The organism is Rhodoferax sp. GW822-FHT02A01, from assembly GCF_038784515.1.
Classification (GTDB): domain Bacteria; phylum Pseudomonadota; class Gammaproteobacteria; order Burkholderiales; family Burkholderiaceae_C; genus Allorhodoferax.
The window spans coordinates 2008143-2033350 of the sequence record NZ_CP152376.1 but is presented as its reverse complement, the minus strand read 5'-3'; the positions used below and the strand labels follow the sequence as shown (position 1 = coordinate 2033350).

Sequence of the window (25208 nt, the reverse complement as noted above, 5' to 3'; positions counted from 1 at the left end):
AGTCTGCTGTGTTTATTCGATCGCTTTGGTCATGTCCTCAACGACCTTCTTGGCGTCTCCAAACACCATCATGGTCTTGTCCATGTAGAAGAGTTCGTTGTCCAGACCGGCGTAACCTGCGGCCATGGAGCGCTTGTTCACGATCACCGTCTTGGCCTTGTAGGCCTCCAGAATCGGCATGCCGTAGATCGGGCTGCCCTTGGTGTGCGCCGCCGGGTTCACCACGTCATTGGCGCCCAGGATGATGGCCACATCGGCCTGACCGAACTCGCCGTTGATGTCCTCCATCTCAAACACCTGGTCATAGGGCACCTCCGCCTCGGCCAGCAGCACGTTCATGTGGCCGGGCATGCGTCCTGCCACCGGGTGAATGGCGTACTTCACGGTAATGCCCTTCTCGGTGAGCTTGGCCGCCAGCTCCTTGACCGAGTGCTGTGCCCGCGCCACCGCCAGGCCATAGCCCGGCACGATGACCACTGTCTCGGCATTGCCCAGCACAAAGGCCGCATCATCGGCGGAGCCGCTCTTGACCGGGCGCTGCTCGGCCTTGCCCGCAGCAGGACCACCGGCCTCACCACCAAAGCCACCCAGGATCACGTTGAAGAACGACCGGTTCATGGCCTTGCACATGATGTAGGAGAGGATGGCGCCGCTGGAGCCCACCAGTGAGCCTGCAATGATCAGCATGCTGTTGTTTAGCGAGAAGCCAATGCCCGCCGCCGCCCAGCCCGAATAGCTGTTGAGCATGGACACCACCACCGGCATGTCGGCGCCGCCAATGGGGATGATGATGAGCACGCCCATCACAAAGGACAGCGCCAGCATGGCAAAGAAGTAACCCTCATTGCCGCTGACCATGAAGGCCACGCCCAGACCCAGCGTGAGCAAGCCCAGCACCAGATTGAGCTTGTGCTGACCGCCAAAGGTAACCGGCGCGCCCTGGAACAATCGGAACTTGTAGGTGCCCGAGAGCTTGCCAAACGCAATCACCGAGCCGCTGAAGGTGATGGCACCAATGGCTGCACCCAGGAACAGCTCCAGCCGGTTGCCGGTAGGAATCGGGTCCCCCTTGGCCAGTCCATGCAGCAGGGCCGCGGGCTCCAGCACCGCGGCCACGGCGATGAACACCGCCGCCAGACCGATCATGCTGTGGAAGAAGGCCACCAGCTCGGGCATCTTGGTCATCTCCACCGTCTTGGCGCGGTAGGCACCATAGCCGCCGCCCACCACCAGGCCCAGCAGCACCCAGGCCAGGCCCAGGCCGTTGCCGTGCGAGGTTTCGTAAATCAGGGCCGCCGTGGTGAAGGCAGCAATGGTCATGCCGATCATGCCGAACACATTGCCCCGGATGGAGGTGGTGGGGTGCGAGAGGCCTTTCAGAGCCTGGATGAAGCAGACTGAGGCAATCAGGTACAGCAGCGTGACAACATTCATGCTCATTTTTGGCCCCCTTCAGCTGCGGGAGTTGCCTTCTTCTCTTTCTTCTTGAACATCTCCAGCATGCGCCGGGTCACCAGAAAGCCACCGAAGATGTTGACCGCAGCCAGTGCCACGGCCAGCACGCCCATGGCCTTGCCCCAGGGGGTTTCGGTCTGGGCGGCCGCGAGCATGGCGCCCACCACCACGATGGCCGAGATGGCATTGGTCACCGCCATGAGCGGCGTGTGCAGGGCGGGCGTGACGGTCCACACCACGTGGTAGCCCACGTAGATGGCCAGTACAAAGATGATCAGGTTGGTGATCGTGGGGGATACGAGGTCCATGGGGGTTGTCCTTTGGTTGCTCTTCTTTATTTGCGCTTGACCTCAAAGCCCTGGGTCATCAGGCAGGCTGCCACGATGTCGTCTTCCAGGTCCACGTGCAAGGCGCCTTCCTTGTTGACGATCAGCTTGAGGAAGTCCAGCACGTTGCGGGCATACAAGGAGGAAGCATCGGCTGCCACCAACGCGGGCAGGTTGGTCTCGCCCACAATGGTCACGCCGTGCTTGACCACCGTCTTGTCGGCTTCAGACAGCGGGCAGTTGCCGCCCACGCCACCCGGGCCTTTGCCCGCTGCGATATCCACGATCACGGAGCCTGGCTTCATGGACTTGACCATGTCTTCCGTAATCAGCGTGGGGGCTGCGCGTCCGGGGATCAGGGCGGTGGAGATCACCACATCGGCCAGCGCCACGCGCTTGGCCACCTCGACCTTCTGGCGGTCCAGCCAGCTCTGCGGCATGGGCTTGGCATACCCCCCCACACCAACCGCGGCTTCCTTCTCTTCGTCGGTGTCATACGACACGTCGATGAACTTGCCGCCCAAGGATTCCACCTGCTCCTTCACGCTGGGGCGCACGTCCGAGGCTTCGATCACCGCACCCAGGCGCTTGGCCGTGGCGATGGCCTGCAGACCGGCCACGCCCACACCCAGGATCACCACACGGGCTGCCTTGACGGTACCGGCCGCAGTCATGAGCATGGGGAAGAAGCGCTGGTACTTGTCCGCCGCAATGATCACCGCCTTGTAGCCGGCGATATTGGCCTGGCTGGAGAGCACGTCCATGCTTTGCGCGCGGGTGGTGCGCGGTGCGGCTTCCAGCGCAAAGGAGGTCAGGCCGGCTGTGGCCAGCTGCTGCAGACCGGAAGCATCAAAGGGGTTGAGCATGCCCACCAGCGTGGTGCCCGCGCGCAGCAGGGGCAGCTCCGACACTTGTGGGCTGCGCACCTTGAGCACCAGATCGCAACCAAAGGCGCCCGCTGCATCGGTGATTTCGGCACCGGCTGCCACATAGGCCTCGTCGGTCACGCTGGCAGCGACACCGGCTCCGCTTTGTACCCACAGGCTATGGCCCTGGGCTTTGAGTTTCTTCACCGTCTCGGGCGTGACAGCCACCCGGCTCTCGCCTGCCAGCGTCTCGGCAGGTATGCCTATCTGCATGGGGAACTCCTTGGGAAATCTGGTTGGAATGCTGTCTTAGAGCTTACATGAGTTTGCGACCTGTTCTTACCCGTTAAAACCATAGGTCAGACAGCCCAGCGGAAGCCTTTGGATAATGCCCCATGGACAATCGATGGAAACCCAGCGTCACGGTCGCGGCCGTGATTGAAAACAACGGCAGATTCCTGCTGGTGGAAGAACACACACCCGAGGGTCTGCGTCTGAACAACCCGGCCGGGCATCTGGACCCTGGGGAATCGCCTGAACAAGCCTGTGCGCGCGAAACATTGGAAGAAACGGCCTACCAATTCACTCCACAGGCGCTGGTTGGCGTGTATCTGGCGCGCTTTCAACGACCCGGCCCAGCACCCGGCGAAGCCGCGCAAGACATCACCTATCTGCGCTTCGCCTTTTGCGGTCAGCTGGGTGCGCTGGACACACAGCGCACGCTCGACACAGGCATCGTCAGGACACTTTGGCTCGCGGCAGACGAGATTCGCGCACAGGAAAGCCGGCTGCGCAGCCCGCTGGTTTTGCAGTGCATGGAAGACTACCTGTCGGGTCAGCGATTTGACCTGGGTTTGGTGCATACCCATCCGTCGGTACGGGCTTTGCAGCCGCCCACCTAAAATCGGGGGATGGCAAAACAACGAATCGTGGTCGGTCTGAGTGGGGGCGTGGACTCTGCGGTCACCGCCTATCTGCTCAAGCAACAGGGCCATGAGGTCATCGGCATCTTCATGAAAAACTGGGAGGACGATGACGACAGCGAATACTGTTCCTCCAATATCGACTTTGTCGATGCGGCCGCCGTGGCCGACGTCATTGGCATAGAAATCGAGCACGTCAACTTCGCCGCCGAGTACAAGGACCGCGTATTTGCCGAGTTCCTGCGCGAATACCAGGCTGGACGCACGCCCAACCCGGACATCCTGTGCAATGCCGAGATCAAGTTCAAGGCATTTCTGGACCATGCCATGCGCCTGGGTGCCGAGAAGATTGCCACCGGCCACTACGCGCGGGTGCGCCAGAACCCGACAACCGGCCTGTACGAATTGCTCAAGGGACTGGACCCGTCCAAGGACCAGAGCTATTTCCTGCACCGGCTCAACCAGGCCCAGCTCGCCAAGACGCTCTTCCCCGTGGGCGAGCTGCACAAGACCGAGGTGCGGCGCATTGCTGCAGAAATCCAGTTACCCAATGCGCGCAAGAAGGACTCCACTGGCATCTGCTTCATTGGCGAGCGGCCGTTCCGCGATTTTCTGAATCGCTACATCTCCAAGGAACCGGGCCCCATCAAGGACCCAAAGGGATGCACCATCGGTGAGCATGTCGGCCTGTCGTTCTATACCCTGGGCCAGCGCCAAGGCCTGGGCATAGGCGGCCTCAAGGCCAAGGGTGCGCAGCGCGGCGGTGGCGAGCACCAGCCCTGGTTTGTGGCGCGCAAGGATGTGGAGAACAACACACTGTGGGTCGTGCAGGGTCATGACCACCCCTGGCTGCAATCAACACATCTGCAGGCCCAGGATGCAAGCTGGATTGCTGGCAATGCACCTGCAGAAGGCTCCCTGGCGGCAAAGACCCGATACCGGCAAAACGACGCGGCATGCCAATTGCAAAATCTGGATATACAAAGCTTTGCGCTGGAATTCACAGAGCCACAATGGGCGGTGACTCCTGGTCAATCTGCTGTGCTCTATGACGGTGAAGTGTGTCTCGGTGGGGGGGTGATCAGCTGAAATTTGAAAGGGAGTCTGTACACATGAATAACGATCCAATAAGAAATGTACGGAAACTTCAAATACCAGCAGCTCCGCAACCTAGGCATCTCGCAGGAAAAAGCCCTGCAGATGGCCGCCTTCATCAGGGTTTCTTCGTTCGAGGAAAGCCAAGTCATCTGGTCCAAGGGCTCCAAGGTGGACGCCTGGCAATTCATCATCAGCGGCCTCGTTTCCGCCTCCCTGGAAGCGCCCACCGGGCAGATGATGCCTATCAGCATCTACGGTGAAGGCTCCTGGTTCGGCGAACAATCCATCATCAACCGCAAAGCCAGCTACGCCGACTTCGTCTGCCTGTCTACAACCGAGGTCATGGGCATTTCCAGTGACATCGTGCTGGAGTTGATGGAGACGCAACCCGCATTTGCCTTGTACCTGACACGGCTGATGGCCTGGCGCGTCCAAAAGACTTCGGAAACTCTGATGCTGATGAAGTTCGGCAACCCGTGCCTGCGCGTGGTGATGGGCCTGTCCCAGTTCGCCGAGGCGCTGAACTACCACTCTGACCGGCCGCCCACGATTGGCTTCGGCCAGGGCGTGGAAATCCCGGTCAAGCAAAAGACGCTGGCCGACCTGTGCGGAGTCTCCAGAACAGTCTTTTCCGAGCACGTGCAAAAGCTCGCAGCAAAAGGCTGGTTGTCCATTTCCTACGGAAGGCTGGAAATCCTGTCGCTACCGAACTGGCAGCGGTTTTCCAACAAGCAGCGCGCACGCAAATTCAACGACCTCAATCCAAGCTTTGAAGAGCTGCTGTCAGAGCTGGCTGCGGAATAGCTCCGCCCATTCCTAGAGATTCTTGCCGCCGTAGTGGGCCGGTAGCTCCTGGACACAATGCTCCGGCGCACTGCCCTGCACGTACTCCTGGATCAACTGCACGCAATGGGTCACCACAGCCTCATCGAAATGACGCCGTTGGAGCTTGAGCGCGCCACCCAGATGGGTCAGCAGCTCAATGGCTTGCAGCGAAACGGGGTTCGAAGGCTGGGGAATATTCGATTTCTTCGGCATCACAACTCCTCGTCACGGTGCGCGCGAGCGAAAGCGCATGCGCACCGAAGACCTTGGTCAAGACCCGAAGCTTGGTGCGACACGCATTTCCATGCGGCACTTTTTGTACATCAATGAACAAAAAATGCCTAGGTGTGAGGGAAGCTGTGTGTTTGTCGTCCGCTGAAACGGCCGTCCTAGATTCAGAACGGTATATCGTCATCCATGTCGTCAAAACCGCTGGCCGGGCGTGGAGCCGGGGCCTGGCGTGCCGCAGGCGCGGCTGGACGGGCAGCGGCGGGTGCCGGGCGGCGGGCGGGGGCGGCAGGGGCACCGCCTTCATCACCATAACCGTCACCCGCACCAGGGCCACCCATGCCTTGGCGAGCGCCGAGCAGCTGCATTTCGGAGGCCACGATGTCGGTGGCGTTCTTTTCGATGCCGTCCTTGTCGGTGTATTTGCGATAGCTCAGACGGCCCTCCACATAGATGGGGGTGCCCTTCTTCACGTATTCGCCCACGATCTCGGCCAGACGCTCAAAGAAGGTGACGCGGTGCCACTGGGTTTCTTCAACGAACTCGCCGCTGGTCCTGTCTTTGCGACGGCTGGTGGTGGCGATGCTCACATTGGCAACGGCCTGCCCGGACGGCAAGTAGCGGATTTCGGGGTCGCGGCCACAATTGCCGACCAGAATGACTTTGTTAACGGATGCCATGGGTTTCTCCAGAATGTCCGTGGATTATCCAGCCTTTGAAGCCACCTCCCAACAGCCGGACCAAACACCTTTGCCAGGCTGCGGTGCGGCCCCAGACGGCAGCCGGGAAGCTTACTGTCTATCATGGAGGGTTGTTTTCCATCCGGCCACCGCTTTGACCACCTCTTCCGACGCCCGTATTCCATCCGCCGCAGCCGAGGGCACGTATCTGGTTCACGCCTTGCAGCACCAAAGCATCCACATCCGGGGTGCGCGCACGCACAACCTCAAGAACATCGACCTGGATATCCCGCGCAACCAGTTGGTGGTGATCACGGGCCTGTCCGGTTCCGGCAAGTCCAGCCTGGCATTCGACACCCTGTATGCCGAAGGCCAGCGCCGCTATGTGGAGAGCCTGTCCACCTACGCCAGGCAGTTCCTGCAGGTGATGGACAAGCCCGATGTGGACATGATCGAGGGCCTGTCGCCCGCCATCTCCATCGAGCAAAAGGCCACCAGCCACAACCCGCGCTCCACGGTGGGCACCGTCACCGAAATCCACGACTACCTGCGCCTGCTGTTTGCCCGCGCCGGCACGCCCTACTGCCCGGACCACCAGTTGCCCCTGCAAAGCCAGACGGTCAGCCAGATGGTGGACACCGTGCTGGCCCTGCCCGAAGACACCCGCCTGATGATTCTGGCGCCCATCGCGCGGGAGAAGAAGGGCGAGTTCCTGGAATTGTTTGAGGACATGCAGGCGCAAGGCTATGTGCGCTTTCGCGTCAATGGCGAGACCTTTGAGTTCGACAACCTGCCCAAGCTCAAGAAGACCGAAAAGCACGACATCGACGTGGTGATTGACCGCATCAAGGTCCGCCCCGAAGTGGCCCAGGCAGAGCCGGGCAGCGCCCCTGCGCCTGGGTTGCGCCAGCGTCTGGCCGAAAGCTTTGAAGCCGCACTGCGACTGGCCCAGGGCCGCGCCATCGCGCTGGAGATGGACGCTCCTGCCGATGGCAAACCGGTGGAGCACCTGTTCAACGCCAAGTTCGCCTGCCCGGTGTGCAACTATTCCATCAGCGAGTTGGAGCCGCGGCTTTTTTCGTTCAACTCGCCAGTGGGTGCCTGCCCCAGCTGCGATGGACTGGGCCATCAGGAATTCTTCGACCCCGAACGCGTGGTGGCGTTCCCCACCTTGAGTCTGGCCAGCGGTGCCATCAAGGGCTGGGACCGGCGCAACGGCTACTACTTCTCCATGCTGGAGAGCCTGGCCAAGCACTACCGCTTTGACATCGACAGCGCATTTGACACGTTGCCAGAGGCGGTACGCAATGCCATTCTGTATGGCTCGGGCGAAGAGGAAATCAAGTTCAGCTACATCATGGACTCGGGCGCTTCGCAGGGTAAAAAAGTCACCAAGAAGCACCCCTTCGAGGGCATCATCCCCAACATGCAGCGGCGCTACCGCGAGACCGACTCGGCCATGGTCCGTGAAGACCTGGCGCGCCTGCGCAGCGTCCAGCTCTGCCCCGACTGCGGCGGCAGCCGCCTGCGCATCGAAGCGCGCAACGTCAAGATTGGCGAAGGCGAGCAAGCCCGCGCCATCTACGAGATCAGCAGCTCCACCCTGCGCGAGAGCTACGCCTATTTCAATGCCCTGACCATGCACGGCGCCCGCGGCGAAATCGCCTCCAAGGTCATACGCGAGATCGGGCTGCGGCTGAAGTTCCTCAACGATGTTGGCCTGAATTACCTCAGCCTAGACCGCAGTGCCGAGACGCTCAGCGGCGGCGAATCGCAGCGCATCCGCCTGGCGTCGCAGATCGGCTCCGGTCTGACCGGCGTGATGTATGTGCTGGACGAGCCCAGCATCGGCCTGCACCAGCGTGACAACGATCGCCTGATCGACACCCTTAAGCATTTGCGCGACATCGGCAACAGCGTGCTGGTGGTGGAGCACGACGAAGACATGATGCGCGCCGCCGACCATGTGATCGACATGGGCCCGGGTGCCGGCATCCACGGCGGACGCGTGATTGCGCAGGGCACCTTTGACGATGTGAAGGCCAGCCCCGAGTCCCTCACAGGCCAATACCTGGCCGGCACACGCAAGATCGAAGTGCCCACACGCCGCACACCCTGGCTGCCTACAGTGCAGCCCGCTGTGGCAGAGAAAAAGCCAGTGGCCAAAGGCGCTCCCAGCAAGGCCGCGCTGGCCTGGGCCGAACGCCATGCCGCCCACCTTGCAACCCAGGGCGACCTGCAGGCCCTGCGCATCATTGGCGCCAGCGGCCACAACCTCAAAAAGGTGGACGTCGAATTCCCGGTAGGTCTGCTCACCTGCGTGACCGGTGTATCCGGCTCTGGCAAATCCACCCTGGTGAACGACACGCTCTACACCGCCGTGGCGCGTCAGTTGTATCGTGCGCACGACGAGCCCGCAGCGCACGAGGCCATTGAAGGGATCGAGCATTTCGACAAGGTCATCAACGTGGACCAGTCGCCGATCGGCCGCACGCCCCGCTCCAACCCGGCCACCTACACCGGCCTGTTCACCCCCATCCGCGAACTCATGGCCGAGGTACCCACTGCACGCGAACGCGGCTATGGCGCGGGACGCTTCAGCTTCAACGTTGCCGGTGGCCGCTGCGAGGCCTGCCAGGGTGACGGCATGGTGAAGGTGGAGATGCACTTTCTGCCCGATGTGTACGTACCCTGCGATGTATGCGCTGGCCAGCGCTACAACCGCGAAACGCTGGAAGTGCTCTACAAGGGCAAGAACATCGCGCAGATCCTGGAGCTCACGGTGGAAGCCGCGTACGACTTCTTCCAAGCCGTGCCCACCATTGCCCGCAAGCTGCAGACGCTGCTGGATGTGGGCCTGTCCTACATCAAGCTGGGACAGGCGGCGACCACGCTTTCGGGCGGCGAAGCCCAGCGCGTCAAGCTGGCGCTGGAACTCAGCAAACGCGACACCGGCCGCACGCTCTACATCCTGGACGAGCCCACAACCGGGTTGCACTTTGCCGACATTGCCCTGCTGCTCAAGGTACTGCACCAGCTGCGCGACGCGGGCAACACCATCGTGGTGATCGAGCACAACCTGGACGTGATCAAGACGGCCGACTGGCTGATCGACATGGGCCCGGAAGGCGGCTCGGGTGGAGGCACGGTCGTGGGTGTAGGCACGCCGGAAGACATTGCGGCCAACCCGGTCAGCTTTACCGGGCGGTATCTGGCGAAGTTGCTGGCTTAAGACTTTTCAGGCTTCTTGGCTTGCGTTTTTTTGTTTGCGTGCCGCCTTGCGATCGGAGACCTCTGGCGGCCGATGACACTGGGGCAGATGGTTCCGTTCGTGTCCCCCGCCCTGCGGGCTCCTCCTTTACCTCACTGCACCATCCGCCCCAGTGGCATCGGCTGCAAAGAGCGTTGACACGCAATGGATGGATACAGCGCGCGTGCCAACCACGCTTGCAGCCTCAGGATGGCGTGGTGCTCGGCGCAGTGAGGTAAAGGAGGAGGCCGAAGGCCGGGGGACACGAACGGAGTCGAGTACCACGTCAGCCTGACGCGGACAGGAAGCCTCTTAAGCCGCCTTGCCACTCCCGTCAGCCGCACTGGCCAACGTTCCAATCCGCGCCGGAGTAAACGGCATGCGTGCCTGTGGCGTATCCCATCCGTACAGAAACTGCGCCGCAGTGCCGCACACCTTGCCCTGGCACGCGCCCATGCCGCAACGGGTGTGGATTTTGGCTTCGGTCCAGTTGGCGTGCGGCTGCAGCGCCTGATGGCTGACATCTTCGCAGCGGCATACCAGGGTGTCGGGCTGCGGCAGTTGCTTCAGGCGGTCGTCCAGCGCAAAGCAGGCGTGGGCATGCGCGGCAAAGGCGCTCCAGTATTTGCGGTCTTTCTCGAACGCATGGGCCTTGGCGGTCTCTCCAATGGCGGCATATCCCGCGATGCTGCCTTGCGCCATGGCGCGTTCACAGCCGCCCGTACCGGTGCACTCACCGGCAGCGTAGACACCTGACACGTTGGTGGCTTGCCATGTGTCCACGGTGATTGCCTGCACGCCATCGGCCGTGTGCAGCTTGCAACCCAGTGCCTGGGCCAGTCCGGTGTTGGGCACCAGGCCATAACCCACGGCCACGCGATCGCAGTCCAGCGTCAGTGTGCGGTTGCCCTGGCGGATGGTGACATGCTGCACCTTGCCCTGCCCTTGGACGGACAGCACGGTGGACGAGGTGCGGTAGCTCGCATCGCGCAGTTGCACCGCCTGCACCAGCTTGGAAGGCCATAGCGGCAGCTTGCGGGCAAAGGTGGTCATGCGCGACAGCGGTGCGTTTTCGGCAACCATCAGCACTTTGGCGCCGGCCTTGCGCACGGTGGACGCCACGGCAAACAGCAGGGGGCCGCTACCGGCAATGACCACACGCTGGCCTTGCACCGGCAGGCCGCCCTTGATCAGCGCCTGCAAACCGCCCGCGCCGGTCACGCCGGGCAAGGTCCAGCCCGGAAAAGGCAGCAGGCGTTCGCGCGCGCCGGTGCACAAAATGAGCTTGTTCCATTGCACATGCAAGGCGCCCTGGTTGGTTTCCACCAGCAAGGTATTGGCATCCAGAATGCCGACGACCTTGGCGCTGTTGAGGACCTGCACATTGGCACTGGCGCGCACAGCGTGCTGCAAGGCTGTGGCTACGGCGGGAAGATCCGCATGGGGGCCGCCGCGCCAGATCTGGCCTCCGGGCGCCGGGTTGTCATCCAGCACCAGCACGCGGGCGCCGTTGCTGGCCGCAGCCTTGGCGGCGGACAGTCCGGCAGGCCCGGCGCCCACGATGAGGACGTCACAGCGTTGTTGCGTGGGCGTGTCTTGCGTTGTCATGCCATGGGCTCCACCAGCATGCCTTGGGCGCACAGTGTCTGGCAGGCCAGGCGCACATTTCCATCCACCCGCACGCGGCACTCCTGGCAAATGCCCATGCCGCAGACCGGCGCGCGCGGCTCCCCGCTCACCGAGGTGCGCGCGGCACCGCAAGCCGCCAGTGCCAGCGCGGCAGCCACCGTGGTGCCATGCGCCACCGTGATGTAGCGACCATTGACATTGACCAGCACGTGGGGGGAAGAAGGCGTCATGACGGGAAACGTGAAAGTGCAAAAGGTGCCGGGTCCAGCGGTGCGGTAGCACCGGTCATCAGCGCGGCCATGATGGCGGCCGTGCCCGTGGCGGTGGTCACGCCCAGGCCCTCGTGCCCTACCGCCATCCACAGGTGGGGGTTGTCGGGGTGACGATCCAGAATGGGCAGACTGTCGGGTGTGGCGGGTCGCAACCCGGTCCAGCAGCGAATGGCATTGAGGTCGGCGACGCCGGGCATGTAGGAGATGGCCCGTTGCAGCATGCGCGCCATCATGGCGGGCTCTACCGCCGTGTCCTCGGTGTCAAACTGGCGCGAGGAGCCAATCAGCAACTGGCCGGTTGGGCGAGGCTGCACATTGAAGGCGACCGAAGGGCCGTCGCTGTGGTGTGCCGTGGTGATGTAGCTGAGTTCCACCAGTTGGTGCTGCAACGCACCGGGGTAACGGTCGGTGATCACCAGATGGCCCTTCTTGGCGCGAATGGGCAGGCCGCTCACCAGCTTGGCGGACTGCAGCCCGGTGGCCAGCAGCACCTGCGCAGCCTGCAGCGCTGTGCCGTCGGACAAGACGACGGTATTGCCGTCGATGCGCACCGCCAAGCCGCGCTGCACCGTAACCCGCTGCGGCAGAAGACCCAGCAACCAGCGTGTGGCGTTGGGTGCATACAGCGTGCCGTCACCCGGCACCAGCAGACCACCGGCCAGACCACTGCGCAAACCGGGCTCGGCCTGCGCAAGCTCCTTGGCGCTGAGCAAGGTGCAGCCCAGGCCATGCTGTTGCAGGCGAAGGCGCTTCTCTTCGGCACCGGCCATTTCCTCGGCATTGGCCGCGACCCACAGCGTGCCGCAGTGGCTGTAGGCGCACTCGGCTGGCATGGAAGCCGCCATTGCGCGCCAGGCGTCCACCGAGTACTGGCTCAGCGCCATCTCGGCCGGGTTGTCGTCCATCACCACCAGATGACCCATGCCCGCATGGGTGGCACCGCCGGTGCCGGAGTCGATCACCAGCACCTGCTGCCCGGCACGCGCCAGCGCATGGGCGCAGGCGGCGCCGATGATGCCGGCACCGATGACGATGACGTCGGTCTTTTGCATCCGGTTCAGTACGCGCGTATGCCCCAGGCAAACGGATCGTTGTCGCTGATCAGGAGCGTCGCCTCGGCGCACACATGGGCACTGCCACGCAGCGTGGGAATGATGCGCTCGCCATCCGTTTCATAGCTGGCTTCGAAGGTGCTGCCGATCACGCTGGCCTGCGTCCACACGGCGCCGGGCGCGAGCTTGCCGTCCGCCGCCAGGCAGGCCAGCTTGGCGCTGGTGCCGGTGCCACAAGGAGACCGGTCATAGGCATTGCCAGGGCAGAGCACGAAGTTCTTGCTGTCGGCGCCCTGCGTGTCGGGGGCGAACAGTTCGATGTGGTCGATCTCGGCACCGTCCGCACCACTGATACCCTGCTCGGTCAGAGCGTGGCGCATCTTGCTGGTGTAGTCGGTCAGGTGAACGGCATTGTCCAGCGCGATGCGTTGGCCGTGGTCATTGACCAGGAAGAACCAGTTACCGCCCCAGGCCACGTCGCCGCGCACCGTGCCGTAGCCGGGTACGTCCACCGCCACCTGCTTGCGGTAGCGATAAGCGGGCACGTTGCGCACGCTCACCGTGCCGTCTTCGTGCAGGGTGGCTGTCACATCGCCCACCGGGGTTTCAATGGTGTGCACACCGGCGCCAATGCGGCCCATGTGCGCCAGCGTCACCACCAGACCGATGGTGCCGTGGCCGCACATATTGAGGTAGCCGGTGTTGTTGAAGAAGATCACACCTGCCGCGGCATCAGGGGACACCGGCTCGCACAGCAGTGCGCCCACGATCACGTCATTGCCGCGCGGCTCCAGCACCGTGGCAGCACGCCAGTCGTCGTATTGCGAAGACAGCAAGGCCTTGCGTTCGGCCATGCTGCCCTTGCCCAGATCGGGAAAACCACCCACCACCAGGCGCGTGGGTTCGCCGCCGGTGTGCGAATCGATGATGGAGATGCGCTTCATCACCACACCTTACATCACGGACTGGTACTTGGCAGGGCGGGTCGCCAGGGCCTTCTTGACCACGGCTTCCACATGGGCGCGCTCCTCGCCGACCAGCGGCAGACGCGGACGGCGCACGTACTCGGTACCCACGCCGACCAGGGCGTCGATGAGCTTGAGGTTTTGTACCAGCTTGGTGGACACATCCAGGTGCAACATGGGCGTCATCCACTGGTACAGCGGCAGTGCTTCGGCAAAGTTGCCGGCCTTCATCAGGTCGTACAGGGCCACGGTTTCGCGCGGGAAGGCGCAGCCCACACCAGCCAGCAGACCGTCGCAGCCCAGTGCCAGGCCTTCATAGGCCAGGTCGTCCACGCCCAGGAACAGCTGGTAGCGCGTGCCCACGGTGTTGCGCAGGTCGGTGATGCGGCGGATGTTGTCGGTGCTTTCCTTGATGGCGTGGATCCACTTGCAGTCGGCCAGCTCCACCATGTGCTCGGGCTTGAGGTCCACACGGTAGGCCACCGGGTTGTTGTAGACCATGATGGGCTGTTGCGCGGCTTCGGCCATGGTGCGCACATTGAGCATGGCTTCGCGGGCGTCGGCCACATAGATCACCGAGGGCATGACCATGAAGCCCTGCACGCCCAGCTTGTTGGCACCGTCGATGTAGCGCAGAGCTTCGCGGGTGCTGGTTTCCGACACATTGGCCAGCACCGGGATGCGGCCGTCGGCGGCTTCCAACGCGATCTTGGCCACTTGCAGCTTCTCTTCCAGCGTCAGCGTGCTGGCTTCACCCAACGAGCCGCAGGTCACCAGACCGTGGATGCCGTTGCGGATCTGGAAGTCGATGTGGCGCGCCGTGCCTTCGGCATCGATGCTCTCGTCGGCGTTGATCTTGGTGGTGATGGCGGGGAAGATGCCTTGCCAGGGGGTGTTTTTCATGCGAAGCTCCGGGGGGTAAATAAATATGTTGTTAATATATTAACGCAATTCTAAAATATCCGCCATGGCCCGCACCAAAAAAACACCAACGCCCGCGCAACCCAAGCGCCGCGCCGCCGACGTGGCCTACGACACGCTGGAAGACATGATCTCCACCCTGCAGCTGCAGCCCGGCGCGCAGGTGGTGGAGAGCGAGCTGGTGGAGCGCACGCAGCTGGGCCGCACGCCGATCCGCGAGGCGCTGCTGCGCATGGTGTCCACCGGCCTGATCGTGCAGCAGCCCCGCCGCGGTCTGCTGATTTCCAGCATCGACCTGGCCGACCACCTGGATGTGGTGCAAACCCGCCGCGTGCTGGAGTGCCTGATTGCGGAATGCTCGGCACGCCGCGCTACCGAACAGCAGCGCAAGGACATCGTGCAGTGCGCCCAACGCATGGTCAAGGCGGCTGCGGCCGAGCGGCTGGACGACTACATGAAGGCCGACATCGAACTCGACCGCGTCAACCACGCCGCCAGCCAGAACCACTCCGCTGTGAAGGCGGTGCTGCCGCTGATCGTGCAGTGTCGGCGCTTCTGGTATGCCTACCGCCATGCGGGTGATATCACCGAGGGCGCGGCGGCCCATATGCAATTGGCTGAGGGCATTGCCTCAGGCAATGAAGCGCAAGCCGTGGCCGGGGCGCAAAGGCTGAGTGACTACCTGCAGGGATTCACGCAGCGGGTGATTGCCAACTGAATCACACCGCTTTGGCGCTGGGCCGTGCGGCGACCTTGTCACGCCAGGCCTGCAGCGCATGCAGCCCGGCATCCTTGGGCACGAACTTGAGCAGCCCGCGCGCAAACTCCAGGCCGCAGAAGGCCGTGATGTCGGCAATGGTGAAGCGGCTACCCGCCATCCACTCCTGCTGTTGCAGCAGGTCGTCAAAAATGCGCGCCGTGGCCCGCATCTTCTCGCCCTGCGATTGGCCGAAGTCGGAAAACTGCGGCTGCTCCAGCGGCGCCAGACCGGGGTGCGTATGGCGGATGGCGTTGGCAATCTGCAGCATCAGCTTCATTTCCACGCGCCGGTCGGCCATCTCGATGAACGCGCGCTCGGTGGCATCCACGCCCATCAGATTGGGCTCGGGCTGCACGCCTTCGAGGTAGGTACAGATGGCTCGCGTCTCGGTGAGCACGCGGCCATCGTCCAGCTCCAGCGCCGGCACGGTAGCCAGCGGGCTCTTGACCAGAAACTCCGCGCTGCGGTGCGCACCGGCATTGAGGTCGATGTTCTGCACCGCGATGTTGGCAATGCCCTTTTCTGCAATGAACATCAGCACGCGGCGCGGGTTGGGCGCGCGGTGGGCGCTGTGCAGGATCACAGTGCGTCCTTTTGCGCGGCACGCAACTGGTCGCGCGTGGCAGTGGCGGCCGCACGTGCGGCCTGCGCGAAATCGGCACCACCCGAGGCGTACAGCACGGCCCGTGAAGAATTCACCACAATGGGCGCGGTGGTTTCGCCGTTGCTGGCACGGTAGCCCGCCTTGACGGTTGCGACCGCATCGCCACCCTGTGCACCCACGCCGGGGATCAGCAGCGGCACGGTGGGCGCCACCTTGCGCACCCGCTCGATCTCGGCTGGGTAAGTGGCACCCACCACCAGGCCCAGCTGGCCATTTAGGTTCCACGGGCCTTGCGCCAGATGGGCGATGTGCTCGTACAGCAGGGGTTGCCCCTCTACGCTGGCTAGGCGCTGGTTCTGCAGATCGTCGCCACCGGGGTTGGAGGTGCGGCACAGCAGGAACGCGCCCTTGCCCTGGTACTTGAGATAAGGTTGCACCGAGTCAAAACCCATGAAGGGCGAGAGCGTCACGCAGTCTGCGCCGTAGCGGTCAAACGCCTCCTTGGCGTATTGCTCGGCGGTGCTGCCGATGTCGCCGCGCTTGGCATCCAGAATGGTGGGCACGTGGGGCGCGTTGCGGCGCATGTGTTCCATCAGGCGTTCCAGCTGGGCCTCGGCACCATGGGCAGCAAAGTAGGCAATCTGCGGCTTGAAGGCAATCACCAGGTCGGCTGTGGCATCCACGATGGCGGCGCAGAAGTCGTAGATCTTGCTGGCGTCGCCGGCCATGCCGGCGGGGAAGCGGGCCGGCTCCGGGTCTAGCCCCACACACAAGAGGGAGCCGTTGGCGCGTTCGGCATTGCGCAATTGTTCGATGAAGGTCATGGTGTGAGTTTATGGTCGAGAGTGTCTGCTGCAAGGCACAGGTCGGCCCAGGCCTTGGCCTTGTCGGCACCGTTGCGCATTAGCGCCTTGGGGTGATAGGTCACGATCACGGGGATGCCCTGGAAGCGGTGCACGCTGCCGCGCAACTTGCCCAGCGGCAAGGTGGCCTGCGCCGGTGTTTCGCCCAGCAGCACCTGGTTGGCAAAGCGGCCCATGGCCAGAATCATCTTGGGCTGCACCAGCGCTATTTCGCGCTGGAGGTAGGCGGCGCACTGCGCCAGATCACCGGCTTGTGGGATGGCGCCGTGGGCCGGACGGCACTTGAGTACATGGCTGACATAGGCACGCTGTACGACCGGGGCCGGAGCAACCGCCGCATGCCCGGGCAAGGGGTTGGCGCGCTGCAGCCCTAAGGCACGCAGCATGTGCGACAGCAGCACGCCGTCCTGTCCAGCAAAGGGTGCGCCAGCATAGTCTTCCTCTTCATCGGGCGGATCGCCCACCACCATCCAGTCGCAGGGTGCCGCATCGGACACCGGAGTGATGGAAGCATGGCGGCGCCCGGCGCACAAGCCACAAGCCTGGCAACTGCGCACCGTCTCGGCCAACGCCGGCCAATCCAGTGTGGCGGCGTCGCCCAGCGGCTGGACGGGCGCGGCAACCGGGGCGGCTACGGGTGCTTCGACTGCAACCCGTGCAGCAGGCGCAGCGGGTGGTGGCACCGGTGCCGCAGGTCTGGCCTGCACTACAGGTGCTGCAGTCTGTGGCTGTGGCGCCTGCAAGGTCACCACACCGCTTTCGGGCAGCCAGACGTGCACGCCCATTTCCTGCAGCATGGCACGCTGTCGGGAGTCGAGTTCAAGAGCCATGGGGTTCCTTGTCTTTCACAGGCGCAGGCTCATCACAATCGCGTCTTCGCGCTGGCCGTGCCCGGCCGGGTAATAGGCCTTGCGCAAACCGACGCGGCGGTAACCGTGGGCTTCGTAGACCTTGATGGCCCGCACATTGCCCACACGCACCTCCAGCCACAGCCACTCGGCACCTTGCCCACGTGCCCAGAGCGCCAACGCATCCAGCATCACCCGGGACCAGCCCTGGCCCTGGAACTCGGGTGCCACGGTGATGTTGAGCAGGTGCACTTCGTCCACGCCCTTCATGGCCACAAAATAACCCAGCACATAGCCGTTGGCCATGAGCATCTGGGCCTGGTAGCCGCTGTGCAGCGCGTCCAGGAAATTGGTGCGCGACCAGGGACTGGCATAGGCGCGCTGCTCCACCCGCATCACCTCTTCCAGACGGTCCGCCAGTAACGGCTCGAAATGCGCCTCTGCCATCTCACGGCGGCCATCGAACTGCGCGCTCATGGGTGGGCTCCCGCAGCCTGGGCTGCCTTGATGGCGGCACGTTCCGCCGTGGTCTGCGCCACCTTGTCGCGCACATAGGTGGGCAGGGCCTGCTCGGCGGGCACGGCCTTGCCCGCTGCCAATAGCTGCGGTGCCAGGCGCAGCATGGCGCTGGCCTTGGGCGCAGCCGCCACCTGGCGCACCTCGCTCTGGATGCCGTGCAGGCGCGCTCCATACACGCCAAACACATTGCCGGCTACCAGCGTGGTGGCTTCGGCTTGCACGGTGATGGCAATAGCCTCAGGACTCGCCAGCACCGCACCCTGCACTTCCGTCCAGAGACCGCCGGTGCAGTCAAAGACGGCGCTGTAGAGTTCGTCCATGCGCGCATCGAGCATGGCGTACACGCGCAGCGTCCCGGCTGCCTCAGCGAACTGCTGCCGCGCATCTTCGGCCACGGCCAGCAGCGAGTTGACCGGCAGCACCGGCACATCCGCGCCAAACGCCAGACCCTGGGCCACGGCGCAGGCGGTACGCAAACCAGTGAAATAACCCGGTCCGCAGCCAAAGCAGATGGCATCGAGCTCACGCAGCTCCAGGCCGGCCTGGCGCATCAGGTCCAGCACGCCGGCGATGAGACCGGCAGACGCCTTGGCTCCGCCCTCGCCCTGCAGTTCCCACAGGCCTGCGGCAGCGCCGTCATCGCGCGAGACGGCGATGGTCATCTGGTCGGCACTGATATCAAAGGCCAGCAGCTTCATGCTTTCTTCGCTCCCGCCTGGTGCACACCAAACACGATGCCCATGGTCACCAGCGTCAAGCCGCACAGCACGTTCCAGGGCAATGGCTCACCCAGCAGCACCGCTGCCGACAGCGCAGACAAGCCGGGCACCACAGCGGTCAGCATGGTGGAGCGCACCGGGCCGTAGGTGCGGATCATCATGTTGAAGGTAATGCCCGACACCACCACCGAGCCCACGCCCTGCATCAGCATCTGCAACACCACGTCGTGCAGCGGAGCCGTGAAGAACAGGCCTTGCAGCACACCGGCCCAGACAAGGATGCAGTACAGCGGCACATACACAAAGAAGGCAAACACCGTGATCGCCGTGGTGGCGTACACCGCCTGCAGCGCATGCTTGCGCACCAGCACGCTGTAGACCGACCAGGCCACCGAAGCGGCGATGAACAACAAGTCACCGCGCCAGATGCCGCTGCCATTGAGCGCATGCAACAGACTGCCCCCACCCACCAGCAAGTCGCCCGCCACGATGCACAGCAGCCCCAGGGCGCGCGTACGGGTGATGCGGTCCCCAAGCAAGGGAATGGACAACAGCGCCGTCCAAAGGGGCAAACTGCCCGGCAGCAGCACCGAGCCATGCGCTGCGGGGGCATAGACGAAACCGCTGTAGGCCAGCACGCCATACAGCAGGCCACCAAACAAACCGGTAAGCACCGTGGTGCGCAATGGCAGTGGCGAAAAGCCCCACATCGAGCCAGCATCGGCCACTTGCCCTGCCTCCTGCTGGCGCAGTCGCTGCACCCGGGTCAGCCACCAGCCCATGGGCAAGAGAATGGCAGCGGCACCCAGCAAGCGGGCAAAAACGATGTCCAGGGGACCCAGGGTGGGAGCACGGGAAGGGTCGGCCGAGGCACGCGCCACCACGATGAAGCCGGTCCAGATCAGCACCGTGACCAAGGCTGCCAAAAGACCCACGACTTTGGGCGAAAGGCGTGGCATGGCGCCAGGCACTGCAGTTGCGGGAGGGAGAGACATGCAGGGATTATCGCGGCTAGTCCATGCCCGCTGGGCGCACCGGATAATGGACGCATGCTGCCTTCCATCTTGCGTGTCCTGCTGTTGTGCGCTCTTTGCAGTGGTGCCGTGGCCGCGCCCGTGGCGGCCATTCCAGTGGAAGTCGACGCCGCACTGGCGCGCGCCAAGATCCCGCGCGATGCAGTGGCCCTGTTGGTCGTCGATGCGGACGGCAGCAATGCGGTACCTCGGCTGAGCCACCGCGCGCAGGCCCCCATGAATCCAGCGTCCGTGATGAAGCTGGTGACCACTTATGCCGCACTCGACCTGTTGGGGCCGGCCTATGCCTGGAACACGCCGGTGTATGTGGACGGTGCAGTACGCGACGGCACGCTCACCGGCAATGTCTATATCAAGGGCCAGGGCGATCCCAAGCTGGTGCTGGAGCGGCTCTGGCTGCTGCTGCGAAGGCTGCAGGGCTTGGGCATCCGGCAGATTGCGGGGGACATCGTGCTGGACCGCAGCGCGCTGGACGTTCCCGACACCGACCCGGCCAGCTTTGACGGTGAACCCCTGCGCCCCTACAACGCCTCCCCTGATGCGCTGCTGATCAATTACAAATCGGTGGTGATGACCTTCACCCCAGACCGCGGCAGCAATGCCGCCCAGGTCCAGTTTGATCCCCCGCTGTACGGCGTGCTAACGCAAAACACGGTACCTCTGAGCAACGCGGAGTGTGGCGATTACCGCGCAGCGCTCAAGGCGGACTTCTCCGACGCCAGTCGCATCCGGTTTGCGGGCAGTTACGCCGCAGATTGCGGCGAGAAAGTCTGGCCGGTGGCCTACGCAGAACCACGCAGCTACGCCTTGCGCGCAGTACAGGGGCTCTGGCTGGACATGGGTGGAAAGCTCACCGGCAACGTGCGCTACGGGACGGTTCCCGCCCCATTGGCAGCGGGCAAACCCACACTGGAAAGCACGTCGGCGCCGCTGGCGGAAATCATTCGCGACATCAACAAGTTCAGCAACAACGTGATGGCGCAGCAGGTCTTTCTGACCCTGGGGCGTGTGTTGGCGCCTCCAGCGGATGCGTCGGCGCCCGCAACGGACGCAGCGAGCGGAATGAGCGGCGGCAGCTTCATCGCCTCGCGTGCCGTGATTCAGCGCTGGTGGAAGGACCGCATCAGCACGGAGGATGTGCCAGTGCTGGACAACGGCTCCGGCCTGTCGCGCAACGAACGCATCAGCGCCCAGGGTCTGGCACTGCTGCTGCAGAAGGCCTACCGCTCACCCACCATGCCGGAGCTGATGAGCTCGCTGCCCCTGACTGGCGTGGACGGGACTCTCAAGCGCTTCAAGTCCAAGGCAATGGCCAGCGCCCACCTCAAGACCGGCTCGCTGAGCAACGTGATCGCCCGCGCGGGCTATGTGGATGGCGCAAGCGGCAAACGCTACATCCTGGTGGCGCTGATCAACCATGCCAATGCCAGCACGGACGCCGCGCGCACGGTGATGGAGACGCTGGTGGACTGGGTTGCCAAGGACAACTGAGTCCGTGGCTCAGGCGGCGGCGCGCTGCAGGCGGTCCCGCACCCCGTCCCAGGCGCTGCCCGCGGGCGGTGTTTCCACCCAGATCAGTTTGACGCGCAAGGCATCGAGCTCACGCAGCACCGAGAACAGTTCATGCGCTGCTACGGCCGGGTCGGAAGGCATGCGGCGCTGCTCGATCTGGCGCGCAGCCGTCTTCATCGCAGTACGGGAATAGACCGCAATCGAGGGGCCGCCCTTCGCAGTCTTGTCCACGTCGGTACCCAGCATGTCCAGCGCCTGCTGCAAGGCTTTGGCATCCATCAGACGCACGGTGGCATTGGGTGCATAGTGCGACTCCAGTGTGCCGGAGGCGCGTGGCGTTGCCTGACCTTGGGCCTCCAGTTCCTCGGGTGTAACCAAGGCGCGACCACAGGCTGCGGCCACCTGGTCCGCGGTGATGGCGCCGGGGCGCAGCAGCACCGGGGCGCCGCGGGTGCAGTCGATGATGGTGGACTCAATGCCCACGTCACAGGGGCCGCCGTCCAGAATCAGCAGGTCGGTTCTGTCGGCAAACTCGTCCAGCACATGTTGCGCCGTAGTGGGGCTTACCCGCCCGAAGCGGTTGGCACTGGGTGCCGCTATGCCCCAGACGACCGGCTCGCCATCGGTCGGTTGGCGCAGCGCCGAGAGCACCGCCTGCGCCACCGGATGCGCTGGGCAGCGCAGGCCAATGGTGTTCTGCCCGCCCGCAGCCGCAGCGCCCACGCCGTCGCGGCGCGGCAGGATCAGGGTCAGCGGGCCCGGCCAGAAGGCCGACATCAGCTGCTGCGCAAAGGCTGGCACACGTGCGGCGTAGTGGGACACGCCAGACATGCCGCCATCAAAGGAAGCCACATGCACAATGAGCGGATGGTCGTTGGGCCGGCCCTTGGCGGCAAAGATGCCCGCCACCGCCGTACCGTTGTCGGCATCGGCACCCAGGCCATAGACGGTCTCGGTCGGCAAGCCCAGCAGGCCACCCTTGCGGATCGCCTGCGCTGCTGCAGCGATGGCATCAGGTGCGAGCTCCACGCCGTCGGCAAACACATAGGCGGACACGATCATGGCGTTGGCCTCTTGGTTGGCTTAGAAAGCTTCAATGCCCAAAATCCTTGCGGCCTGCAGTGCGGTGTTGCGCACCTGCTCCACCGAGGCACCGGTGATGTTGAGGTGGCCCATCTTGCGGCCCTTGCTGGCCTGGAGCTTGCCATACAGATGCAAATGCGTGCCCGGCAAGGCCAGCACCTGGTCCCACGCGGGCACGCCGCCTTCGGGCCAGATGTCGCCCAACAGATTGAGCATGATGCTGGGGCTGTGCTGGCGCGGCTGCACCAGCGGCAGCCCGGCCAGGGTGCGCACCTGCAACTCGAACTGGGAGACATCGCAGGCGTCCATGCTGTAGTGGCCGCTGTTGTGCGGGCGCGGTGCCATCTCGTTTACTACCAGACCACCCAAGCTTTGCCCCTCGGGGCTGGCCTCGTCCAGCACAAAGAACTCCACGCAGAGAACACCCACGTATTGCAGCCCCTGCGCTATGGATTTCGCAGCAGCGATCGCGCGCTGCGCAAGGGCTACGGGGATATTGCCGGCATATACCTCGGTCACGGCCAGAATGCCGTTGCGGTGCAGATTGCGCTGTACCGGCAGGTTGACACATTGTCCGTCGCTGCCGCGCGCCACGATCACCGAGCACTCCAGCTGCAGTGGCAGCATCTTTTCCAGCACGCAAGGCTGCTGCTTCAAGGTGCTCCAGGCTTCGGCCAGTTCGGCACGGGTGCGAACCCGCACCTGGCCTTTGCCGTCGTAGCCCAGGCGTGCTGTCTTGAGAATGCCTGGCAGCAGTTGGTCCTGCACGGCAGCCAGTTGCTCAGCGGTTTCAATGACCGCATAGGGCGCACACGGCACGCCGCAGCTTGCAAAGTGTGTCTTTTCTGCCGCGCGGTCCTGGGCAATGGCCACGGCCGATGCGGCAGGGGCAACGGGGCGGCTCTTGGCCAGTTCGGCCAGGGCCGGTGCGGGCACGTTTTCAAATTCGGTGGTGATGGCATGCGCCACTTCAGCCAGGCGGGCCAGGCCTGCCGGGTCGGTGTAGCTGGTCTGGATATGGTGGTGGCTGACCCGTCCTGCGGGGCTAACGGAATCGGGGTCCAGCACCGCAGTGAAGTAGCCCATGCGCTGCGCCGCGTGCACAAACATGCGGCCCAGTTGCCCACCGCCCATCACGCCCAGCGTGATTTCCCGCGATCCACCCAGTTGGTTCAGCTCCGCCATTACGCCGCGCTGCCGGTGATGGGCAGCACCATGTCGGTGGCGGCCTGGGTCTGGTCGCGGCGGAAGGCTTCGAGCTCCAGACGCAGATCACTGTCGAAGTTGGCCAACAGCGCCACCGCAAACAGCGCCGCATTGGCCGCACCGGCATTGCCGATGGCAAAGGTTGCCACGGGGATGCCCTTGGGCATCTGCACGATGCTGTGCAGGGAATCGACGCCTTGCAAATGCTTGCTGGCCACAGGAACACCCAGCACCGGCACCGTGGTTTTGGCCGCCAGCATGCCTGGCAGGTGGGCTGCGCCACCGGCTCCGGCGATGATGGCTTTCAGGCCGCGGCCTGCCGCTTGCTCCGCATAAGCAAACATTTCATCGGGCATGCGATGGGCGGAAACCACCTTCGCTTCAAAGCCGATTCCAAACTGTTGGAGAATCTGCACTGCATGTTGCATGGTGTCCCAGTCGGAGCTGGAACCCATGACGACGCCTACTTGGATGGTTTTCATCCCTGAATTTTACGTTTTACCCAGAGCCTGTACCCATGATCAACGTCACCCTTGAAAACTTCGAAGCCGAAGTCGTCGCCGCATCCCACCAGATTCCCGTGCTGGTGGACTTCTGGGCGCCCTGGTGCGGGCCTTGCAAAGTGATCGGTCCCTTGCTGGAAAAGCTGGAAGCCGACTATGACGGGCGCTTCAAGCTGGTGAAGATTGACTCGGATCAGGAGCAGGAGCTCAGCCAGGCCTTCGGCATCCGCAGCATTCCCACCTGCGTGCTCATGATAGGCGGCAAACCAGTGGACGGCTTCATGGGTGCCATTCCCGAAGGACAGCTCAAGGCGTTTCTGGACAAGCATGTGCCGGCCGCGGAAGAAATGCAGGCCGAGGAAGATGCAGAGAGTGCGCAGGCCCTCCTGGCCGCTGGCGACCCGCAGGCCGCGCTGCACAAGCTGCACGAAGCGTTGACCATCGATCCCGGCAATGACGACGCCCGCTACGACTACGTCAAGCTGCTCATCGAAAGCAATATGCTGCAGGACGCAGAAGCCGCTCTGGCCCCTGCCCTGGCGGCAATCCCGCGCCAAATCCGGTTTGAGGCGCTGGAGCAGTTTCTGCACGCTATCCTGTTTGTGGAGAATGACCCGCGCGGCGGCTGGGCGCCCGAGCAATTTGATGCATTGATTGCCGCCAACAAACGCGACTTCGATGCCCGGCTAGCCAAGGCCCGGGTGCTGATGGTGAGCGGCAACTGGACCGCCGCCATGGATGAGTTGCTGGAAATCGTGATGCGCGACAAGACCTGGAACGATGCGATTCCGCGCAAGACCTTTGTGGCCATTCTGGAGTTGCTGACTCCTCCCAAGCCCAAGCTGGACCCCGCAACTGCGGGCAAAAGTGCTGGCGGAATCGAGCTCACTGGCAAGGGCGTGACCGAACTCGACCCGCAGGCCCAAATGGTGTCCAGCTACCGCCGCAAGCTCAGCATGGCGCTGAATTGACCTTGCTTTTTCTCAATTAGCTCAAAAAATCGTCGCCGCTTTGGTGTTTACCCTCTCTTCAAAATGAAGGGAGCATAGGATCATCTGCTCCTGAAA

General features: G+C 63.6%; 26 protein-coding genes. 7 read left to right on the top strand and 19 right to left on the bottom strand.

Annotated elements, in window-relative coordinates; translation table 11 throughout:
- Positions 1 to 12: 12 nt before the first annotated feature.
- The 3 genes from AAGF34_RS09580 to AAGF34_RS09570 are packed head-to-tail and all read right to left on the bottom strand — an operon-like array spanning position 13 to position 2920.
- Positions 13 to 1440 carry an NAD(P)(+) transhydrogenase (Re/Si-specific) subunit beta gene (locus tag AAGF34_RS09580; protein WP_342619645.1) on the bottom strand — a complete coding sequence of 476 codons (1428 nt, stop codon included), beginning with the start codon at positions 1438 to 1440 and terminating at the stop codon, positions 13 to 15.
- Positions 1437 to 1763 (bottom strand): NAD(P) transhydrogenase subunit alpha, encoded by a 327-nt coding sequence (locus tag AAGF34_RS09575; RefSeq protein ID WP_342619644.1) that lies wholly within the window; start codon positions 1761 to 1763, stop codon positions 1437 to 1439. Before AAGF34_RS09575 ends, AAGF34_RS09580 begins: the two co-directional genes overlap by 4 nt.
- 26 nt (positions 1764 to 1789) lie before the next feature.
- A complete protein-coding gene (locus AAGF34_RS09570; protein ID WP_342620384.1) occupies positions 1790 to 2920 on the bottom strand; it encodes a Re/Si-specific NAD(P)(+) transhydrogenase subunit alpha in 1131 nt (376 codons plus the stop codon).
- Between the two features lie 122 nt (positions 2921 to 3042).
- On the opposite strand from AAGF34_RS09570, the gene AAGF34_RS09565 reads away from it, so the two are divergent.
- Genes AAGF34_RS09565 through AAGF34_RS09555 form a run of 3 tightly spaced genes read left to right on the top strand, consistent with a single transcriptional unit; the run spans position 3043 to position 5472 of the window.
- A complete protein-coding gene (locus AAGF34_RS09565) occupies positions 3043 to 3549 on the top strand; it encodes an NUDIX hydrolase (RefSeq protein WP_342620383.1) in 507 nt (168 codons plus the stop codon).
- A gap of 9 nt (positions 3550 to 3558) precedes the next feature.
- Complete coding sequence (mnmA, locus tag AAGF34_RS09560; protein ID WP_342620382.1) at positions 3559 to 4659, top strand: tRNA 2-thiouridine(34) synthase MnmA; 1101 nt, start codon at positions 3559 to 3561, stop codon at positions 4657 to 4659.
- Positions 4660 to 4704: 45 nt separating this feature from the next.
- Positions 4705 to 5472 carry a Crp/Fnr family transcriptional regulator gene (locus AAGF34_RS09555; protein ID WP_342620381.1) on the top strand — a complete coding sequence of 256 codons (768 nt, stop codon included), beginning with the start codon at positions 4705 to 4707 and terminating at the stop codon, positions 5470 to 5472.
- A gap of 12 nt (positions 5473 to 5484) precedes the next feature.
- Here AAGF34_RS09555 and AAGF34_RS09550 read toward each other — a convergent pair whose 3' ends face one another.
- Positions 5485 to 5706 carry a hypothetical protein gene (locus AAGF34_RS09550; protein WP_342620380.1) on the bottom strand — a complete coding sequence of 74 codons (222 nt, stop codon included), beginning with the start codon at positions 5704 to 5706 and terminating at the stop codon, positions 5485 to 5487.
- 182 nt (positions 5707 to 5888) lie between these two features.
- A complete protein-coding gene (gene ssb / locus AAGF34_RS09545; RefSeq protein WP_342620379.1) occupies positions 5889 to 6401 on the bottom strand; it encodes a single-stranded DNA-binding protein in 513 nt (170 codons plus the stop codon).
- Between the two features lie 208 nt (positions 6402 to 6609).
- Between ssb and uvrA the strand changes: the two genes are divergently transcribed.
- Positions 6610 to 9633, top strand: coding sequence for an excinuclease ABC subunit UvrA (gene uvrA / locus AAGF34_RS09540; protein ID WP_342621070.1), 3024 nt, complete (start codon positions 6610 to 6612; stop codon positions 9631 to 9633).
- A 330-nt stretch (positions 9634 to 9963) separates the two neighbouring features.
- Here uvrA and AAGF34_RS09535 read toward each other — a convergent pair whose 3' ends face one another.
- The 5 genes from AAGF34_RS09535 to AAGF34_RS09515 are packed head-to-tail and all read right to left on the bottom strand — an operon-like array spanning position 9964 to position 14472.
- Positions 9964 to 11259 carry an FAD/NAD(P)-binding oxidoreductase gene (locus tag AAGF34_RS09535; protein ID WP_342620378.1) on the bottom strand — a complete coding sequence of 432 codons (1296 nt, stop codon included), beginning with the start codon at positions 11257 to 11259 and terminating at the stop codon, positions 9964 to 9966.
- Positions 11256 to 11489 (bottom strand): 2Fe-2S iron-sulfur cluster-binding protein, encoded by a 234-nt coding sequence (locus AAGF34_RS09530; protein WP_342621069.1) that lies wholly within the window; start codon positions 11487 to 11489, stop codon positions 11256 to 11258. The genes AAGF34_RS09535 and AAGF34_RS09530 overlap by 4 nt, the downstream gene beginning before the upstream one ends.
- A 17-nt stretch (positions 11490 to 11506) precedes the next feature.
- A complete protein-coding gene (locus tag AAGF34_RS09525) occupies positions 11507 to 12604 on the bottom strand; it encodes an FAD-dependent oxidoreductase (RefSeq protein WP_342620377.1) in 1098 nt (365 codons plus the stop codon).
- 5 nt (positions 12605 to 12609) lie between these two features.
- Positions 12610 to 13548 carry a 4-hydroxyproline epimerase gene (locus AAGF34_RS09520; protein WP_342620376.1) on the bottom strand — a complete coding sequence of 313 codons (939 nt, stop codon included), beginning with the start codon at positions 13546 to 13548 and terminating at the stop codon, positions 12610 to 12612.
- A gap of 9 nt (positions 13549 to 13557) precedes the next feature.
- Positions 13558 to 14472, bottom strand: coding sequence for a dihydrodipicolinate synthase family protein (locus AAGF34_RS09515; RefSeq protein ID WP_342620375.1), 915 nt, complete (start codon positions 14470 to 14472; stop codon positions 13558 to 13560).
- A gap of 64 nt (positions 14473 to 14536) precedes the next feature.
- Between AAGF34_RS09515 and AAGF34_RS09510 the strand changes: the two genes are divergently transcribed.
- Positions 14537 to 15208: a GntR family transcriptional regulator gene (locus AAGF34_RS09510; protein WP_342620374.1), complete on the top strand. Its 672-nt coding sequence runs from the start codon at positions 14537 to 14539 to the stop codon at positions 15206 to 15208.
- A gap of 1 nt (position 15209) precedes the next feature.
- On the opposite strand, the gene AAGF34_RS09505 is transcribed toward AAGF34_RS09510, so the two are convergent.
- Genes AAGF34_RS09505 through AAGF34_RS09480 form a run of 6 tightly spaced genes read right to left on the bottom strand, consistent with a single transcriptional unit; the run spans position 15210 to position 19798 of the window.
- Positions 15210 to 15833: a glutathione S-transferase family protein gene (locus AAGF34_RS09505; protein ID WP_342620373.1), complete on the bottom strand. Its 624-nt coding sequence runs from the start codon at positions 15831 to 15833 to the stop codon at positions 15210 to 15212.
- Positions 15830 to 16678: an orotidine-5'-phosphate decarboxylase gene (gene pyrF / locus AAGF34_RS09500; protein ID WP_342620372.1), complete on the bottom strand. Its 849-nt coding sequence runs from the start codon at positions 16676 to 16678 to the stop codon at positions 15830 to 15832. Before pyrF ends, AAGF34_RS09505 begins: the two co-directional genes overlap by 4 nt.
- A complete protein-coding gene (locus AAGF34_RS09495; RefSeq protein ID WP_342620371.1) occupies positions 16675 to 17547 on the bottom strand; it encodes a uracil-DNA glycosylase in 873 nt (290 codons plus the stop codon). Before AAGF34_RS09495 ends, pyrF begins: the two co-directional genes overlap by 4 nt.
- A gap of 15 nt (positions 17548 to 17562) precedes the next feature.
- Entirely contained in the window at positions 17563 to 18042 is a 480-nt protein-coding gene (gene rimI / locus AAGF34_RS09490) for a ribosomal protein S18-alanine N-acetyltransferase (protein WP_342620370.1), read from the bottom strand.
- On the bottom strand, positions 18039 to 18782 hold the full coding sequence (tsaB, locus tag AAGF34_RS09485) for a tRNA (adenosine(37)-N6)-threonylcarbamoyltransferase complex dimerization subunit type 1 TsaB (protein ID WP_342620369.1): 744 nt from the start codon (positions 18780 to 18782) through the stop codon (positions 18039 to 18041). Before tsaB ends, rimI begins: the two co-directional genes overlap by 4 nt.
- A complete protein-coding gene (locus tag AAGF34_RS09480; protein ID WP_342620368.1) occupies positions 18779 to 19798 on the bottom strand; it encodes a DMT family transporter in 1020 nt (339 codons plus the stop codon). Before AAGF34_RS09480 ends, tsaB begins: the two co-directional genes overlap by 4 nt.
- A gap of 54 nt (positions 19799 to 19852) precedes the next feature.
- On the opposite strand from AAGF34_RS09480, the gene dacB reads away from it, so the two are divergent.
- A complete protein-coding gene (gene dacB, locus AAGF34_RS09475; RefSeq protein WP_342620367.1) occupies positions 19853 to 21328 on the top strand; it encodes a D-alanyl-D-alanine carboxypeptidase/D-alanyl-D-alanine-endopeptidase in 1476 nt (491 codons plus the stop codon).
- 9 nt (positions 21329 to 21337) lie between these two features.
- Here the strand turns inward: dacB and AAGF34_RS09470 are convergent, their stop codons facing one another.
- The 3 genes from AAGF34_RS09470 to purE are packed head-to-tail and all read right to left on the bottom strand — an operon-like array spanning position 21338 to position 24120.
- Positions 21338 to 22411, bottom strand: coding sequence for an L-threonylcarbamoyladenylate synthase (locus tag AAGF34_RS09470; RefSeq protein ID WP_342620366.1), 1074 nt, complete (start codon positions 22409 to 22411; stop codon positions 21338 to 21340).
- Between the two features lie 21 nt (positions 22412 to 22432).
- The gene (locus AAGF34_RS09465; RefSeq protein ID WP_342620365.1) at positions 22433 to 23617 is read right to left on the bottom strand and encodes a 5-(carboxyamino)imidazole ribonucleotide synthase; all 1185 of its coding nucleotides are present in this window, start codon (positions 23615 to 23617) and stop codon (positions 22433 to 22435) included.
- A complete protein-coding gene (gene purE, locus AAGF34_RS09460) occupies positions 23617 to 24120 on the bottom strand; it encodes a 5-(carboxyamino)imidazole ribonucleotide mutase (RefSeq protein ID WP_342620364.1) in 504 nt (167 codons plus the stop codon). Before purE ends, AAGF34_RS09465 begins: the two co-directional genes overlap by 1 nt.
- Positions 24121 to 24155: 35 nt before the next feature.
- Between purE and trxA the strand changes: the two genes are divergently transcribed.
- Positions 24156 to 25112, top strand: coding sequence for a thioredoxin (trxA, locus tag AAGF34_RS09455; protein WP_342620363.1), 957 nt, complete (start codon positions 24156 to 24158; stop codon positions 25110 to 25112).
- The last annotated feature ends 96 nt before the right edge of the window (positions 25113 to 25208 follow it).

Excerpts from the sequence above, each read along its gene's own strand:
- AAGF34_RS09580 (WP_342619645.1), bottom strand. The coding sequence starts at position 1,440 with ATGAGCATGAATGTTGTCACGCTGCTGTACCTGATTGCCTCAGTCTGC.
- AAGF34_RS09575 (WP_342619644.1), bottom strand. The coding sequence starts at position 1,763 with ATGGACCTCGTATCCCCCACGATCACCAACCTGATCATCTTTGTACTG.
- AAGF34_RS09570 (WP_342620384.1), bottom strand. The coding sequence starts at position 2,920 with ATGCAGATAGGCATACCTGCCGAGACGCTGGCAGGCGAGAGCCGGGTG.
- AAGF34_RS09565 (WP_342620383.1), top strand. The coding sequence starts at position 3,043 with ATGGACAATCGATGGAAACCCAGCGTCACGGTCGCGGCCGTGATTGAA.
- mnmA (WP_342620382.1), top strand. The coding sequence starts at position 3,559 with ATGGCAAAACAACGAATCGTGGTCGGTCTGAGTGGGGGCGTGGACTCT.
- AAGF34_RS09555 (WP_342620381.1), top strand. The coding sequence starts at position 4,705 with ATGTACGGAAACTTCAAATACCAGCAGCTCCGCAACCTAGGCATCTCG.
- AAGF34_RS09550 (WP_342620380.1), bottom strand. The coding sequence starts at position 5,706 with ATGCCGAAGAAATCGAATATTCCCCAGCCTTCGAACCCCGTTTCGCTG.
- ssb (WP_342620379.1), bottom strand. The coding sequence starts at position 6,401 with ATGGCATCCGTTAACAAAGTCATTCTGGTCGGCAATTGTGGCCGCGAC.
- AAGF34_RS09535 (WP_342620378.1), bottom strand. The coding sequence starts at position 11,259 with ATGACAACGCAAGACACGCCCACGCAACAACGCTGTGACGTCCTCATC.
- AAGF34_RS09525 (WP_342620377.1), bottom strand. The coding sequence starts at position 12,604 with ATGCAAAAGACCGACGTCATCGTCATCGGTGCCGGCATCATCGGCGCC.
- AAGF34_RS09520 (WP_342620376.1), bottom strand. The coding sequence starts at position 13,548 with ATGAAGCGCATCTCCATCATCGATTCGCACACCGGCGGCGAACCCACG.
- AAGF34_RS09515 (WP_342620375.1), bottom strand. The coding sequence starts at position 14,472 with ATGAAAAACACCCCCTGGCAAGGCATCTTCCCCGCCATCACCACCAAG.
- AAGF34_RS09510 (WP_342620374.1), top strand. The coding sequence starts at position 14,537 with ATGGCCCGCACCAAAAAAACACCAACGCCCGCGCAACCCAAGCGCCGC.
- pyrF (WP_342620372.1), bottom strand. The coding sequence starts at position 16,678 with ATGACCTTCATCGAACAATTGCGCAATGCCGAACGCGCCAACGGCTCC.
- AAGF34_RS09495 (WP_342620371.1), bottom strand. The coding sequence starts at position 17,547 with ATGGCTCTTGAACTCGACTCCCGACAGCGTGCCATGCTGCAGGAAATG.
- rimI (WP_342620370.1), bottom strand. The coding sequence starts at position 18,042 with ATGAGCGCGCAGTTCGATGGCCGCCGTGAGATGGCAGAGGCGCATTTC.
- tsaB (WP_342620369.1), bottom strand. The coding sequence starts at position 18,782 with ATGAAGCTGCTGGCCTTTGATATCAGTGCCGACCAGATGACCATCGCC.
- AAGF34_RS09480 (WP_342620368.1), bottom strand. The coding sequence starts at position 19,798 with ATGTCTCTCCCTCCCGCAACTGCAGTGCCTGGCGCCATGCCACGCCTT.
- dacB (WP_342620367.1), top strand. The coding sequence starts at position 19,853 with ATGCTGCCTTCCATCTTGCGTGTCCTGCTGTTGTGCGCTCTTTGCAGT.
- AAGF34_RS09470 (WP_342620366.1), bottom strand. The coding sequence starts at position 22,411 with ATGATCGTGTCCGCCTATGTGTTTGCCGACGGCGTGGAGCTCGCACCT.
- AAGF34_RS09465 (WP_342620365.1), bottom strand. The coding sequence starts at position 23,617 with ATGGCGGAGCTGAACCAACTGGGTGGATCGCGGGAAATCACGCTGGGC.
- purE (WP_342620364.1), bottom strand. The coding sequence starts at position 24,120 with ATGAAAACCATCCAAGTAGGCGTCGTCATGGGTTCCAGCTCCGACTGG.
- trxA (WP_342620363.1), top strand. The coding sequence starts at position 24,156 with ATGATCAACGTCACCCTTGAAAACTTCGAAGCCGAAGTCGTCGCCGCA.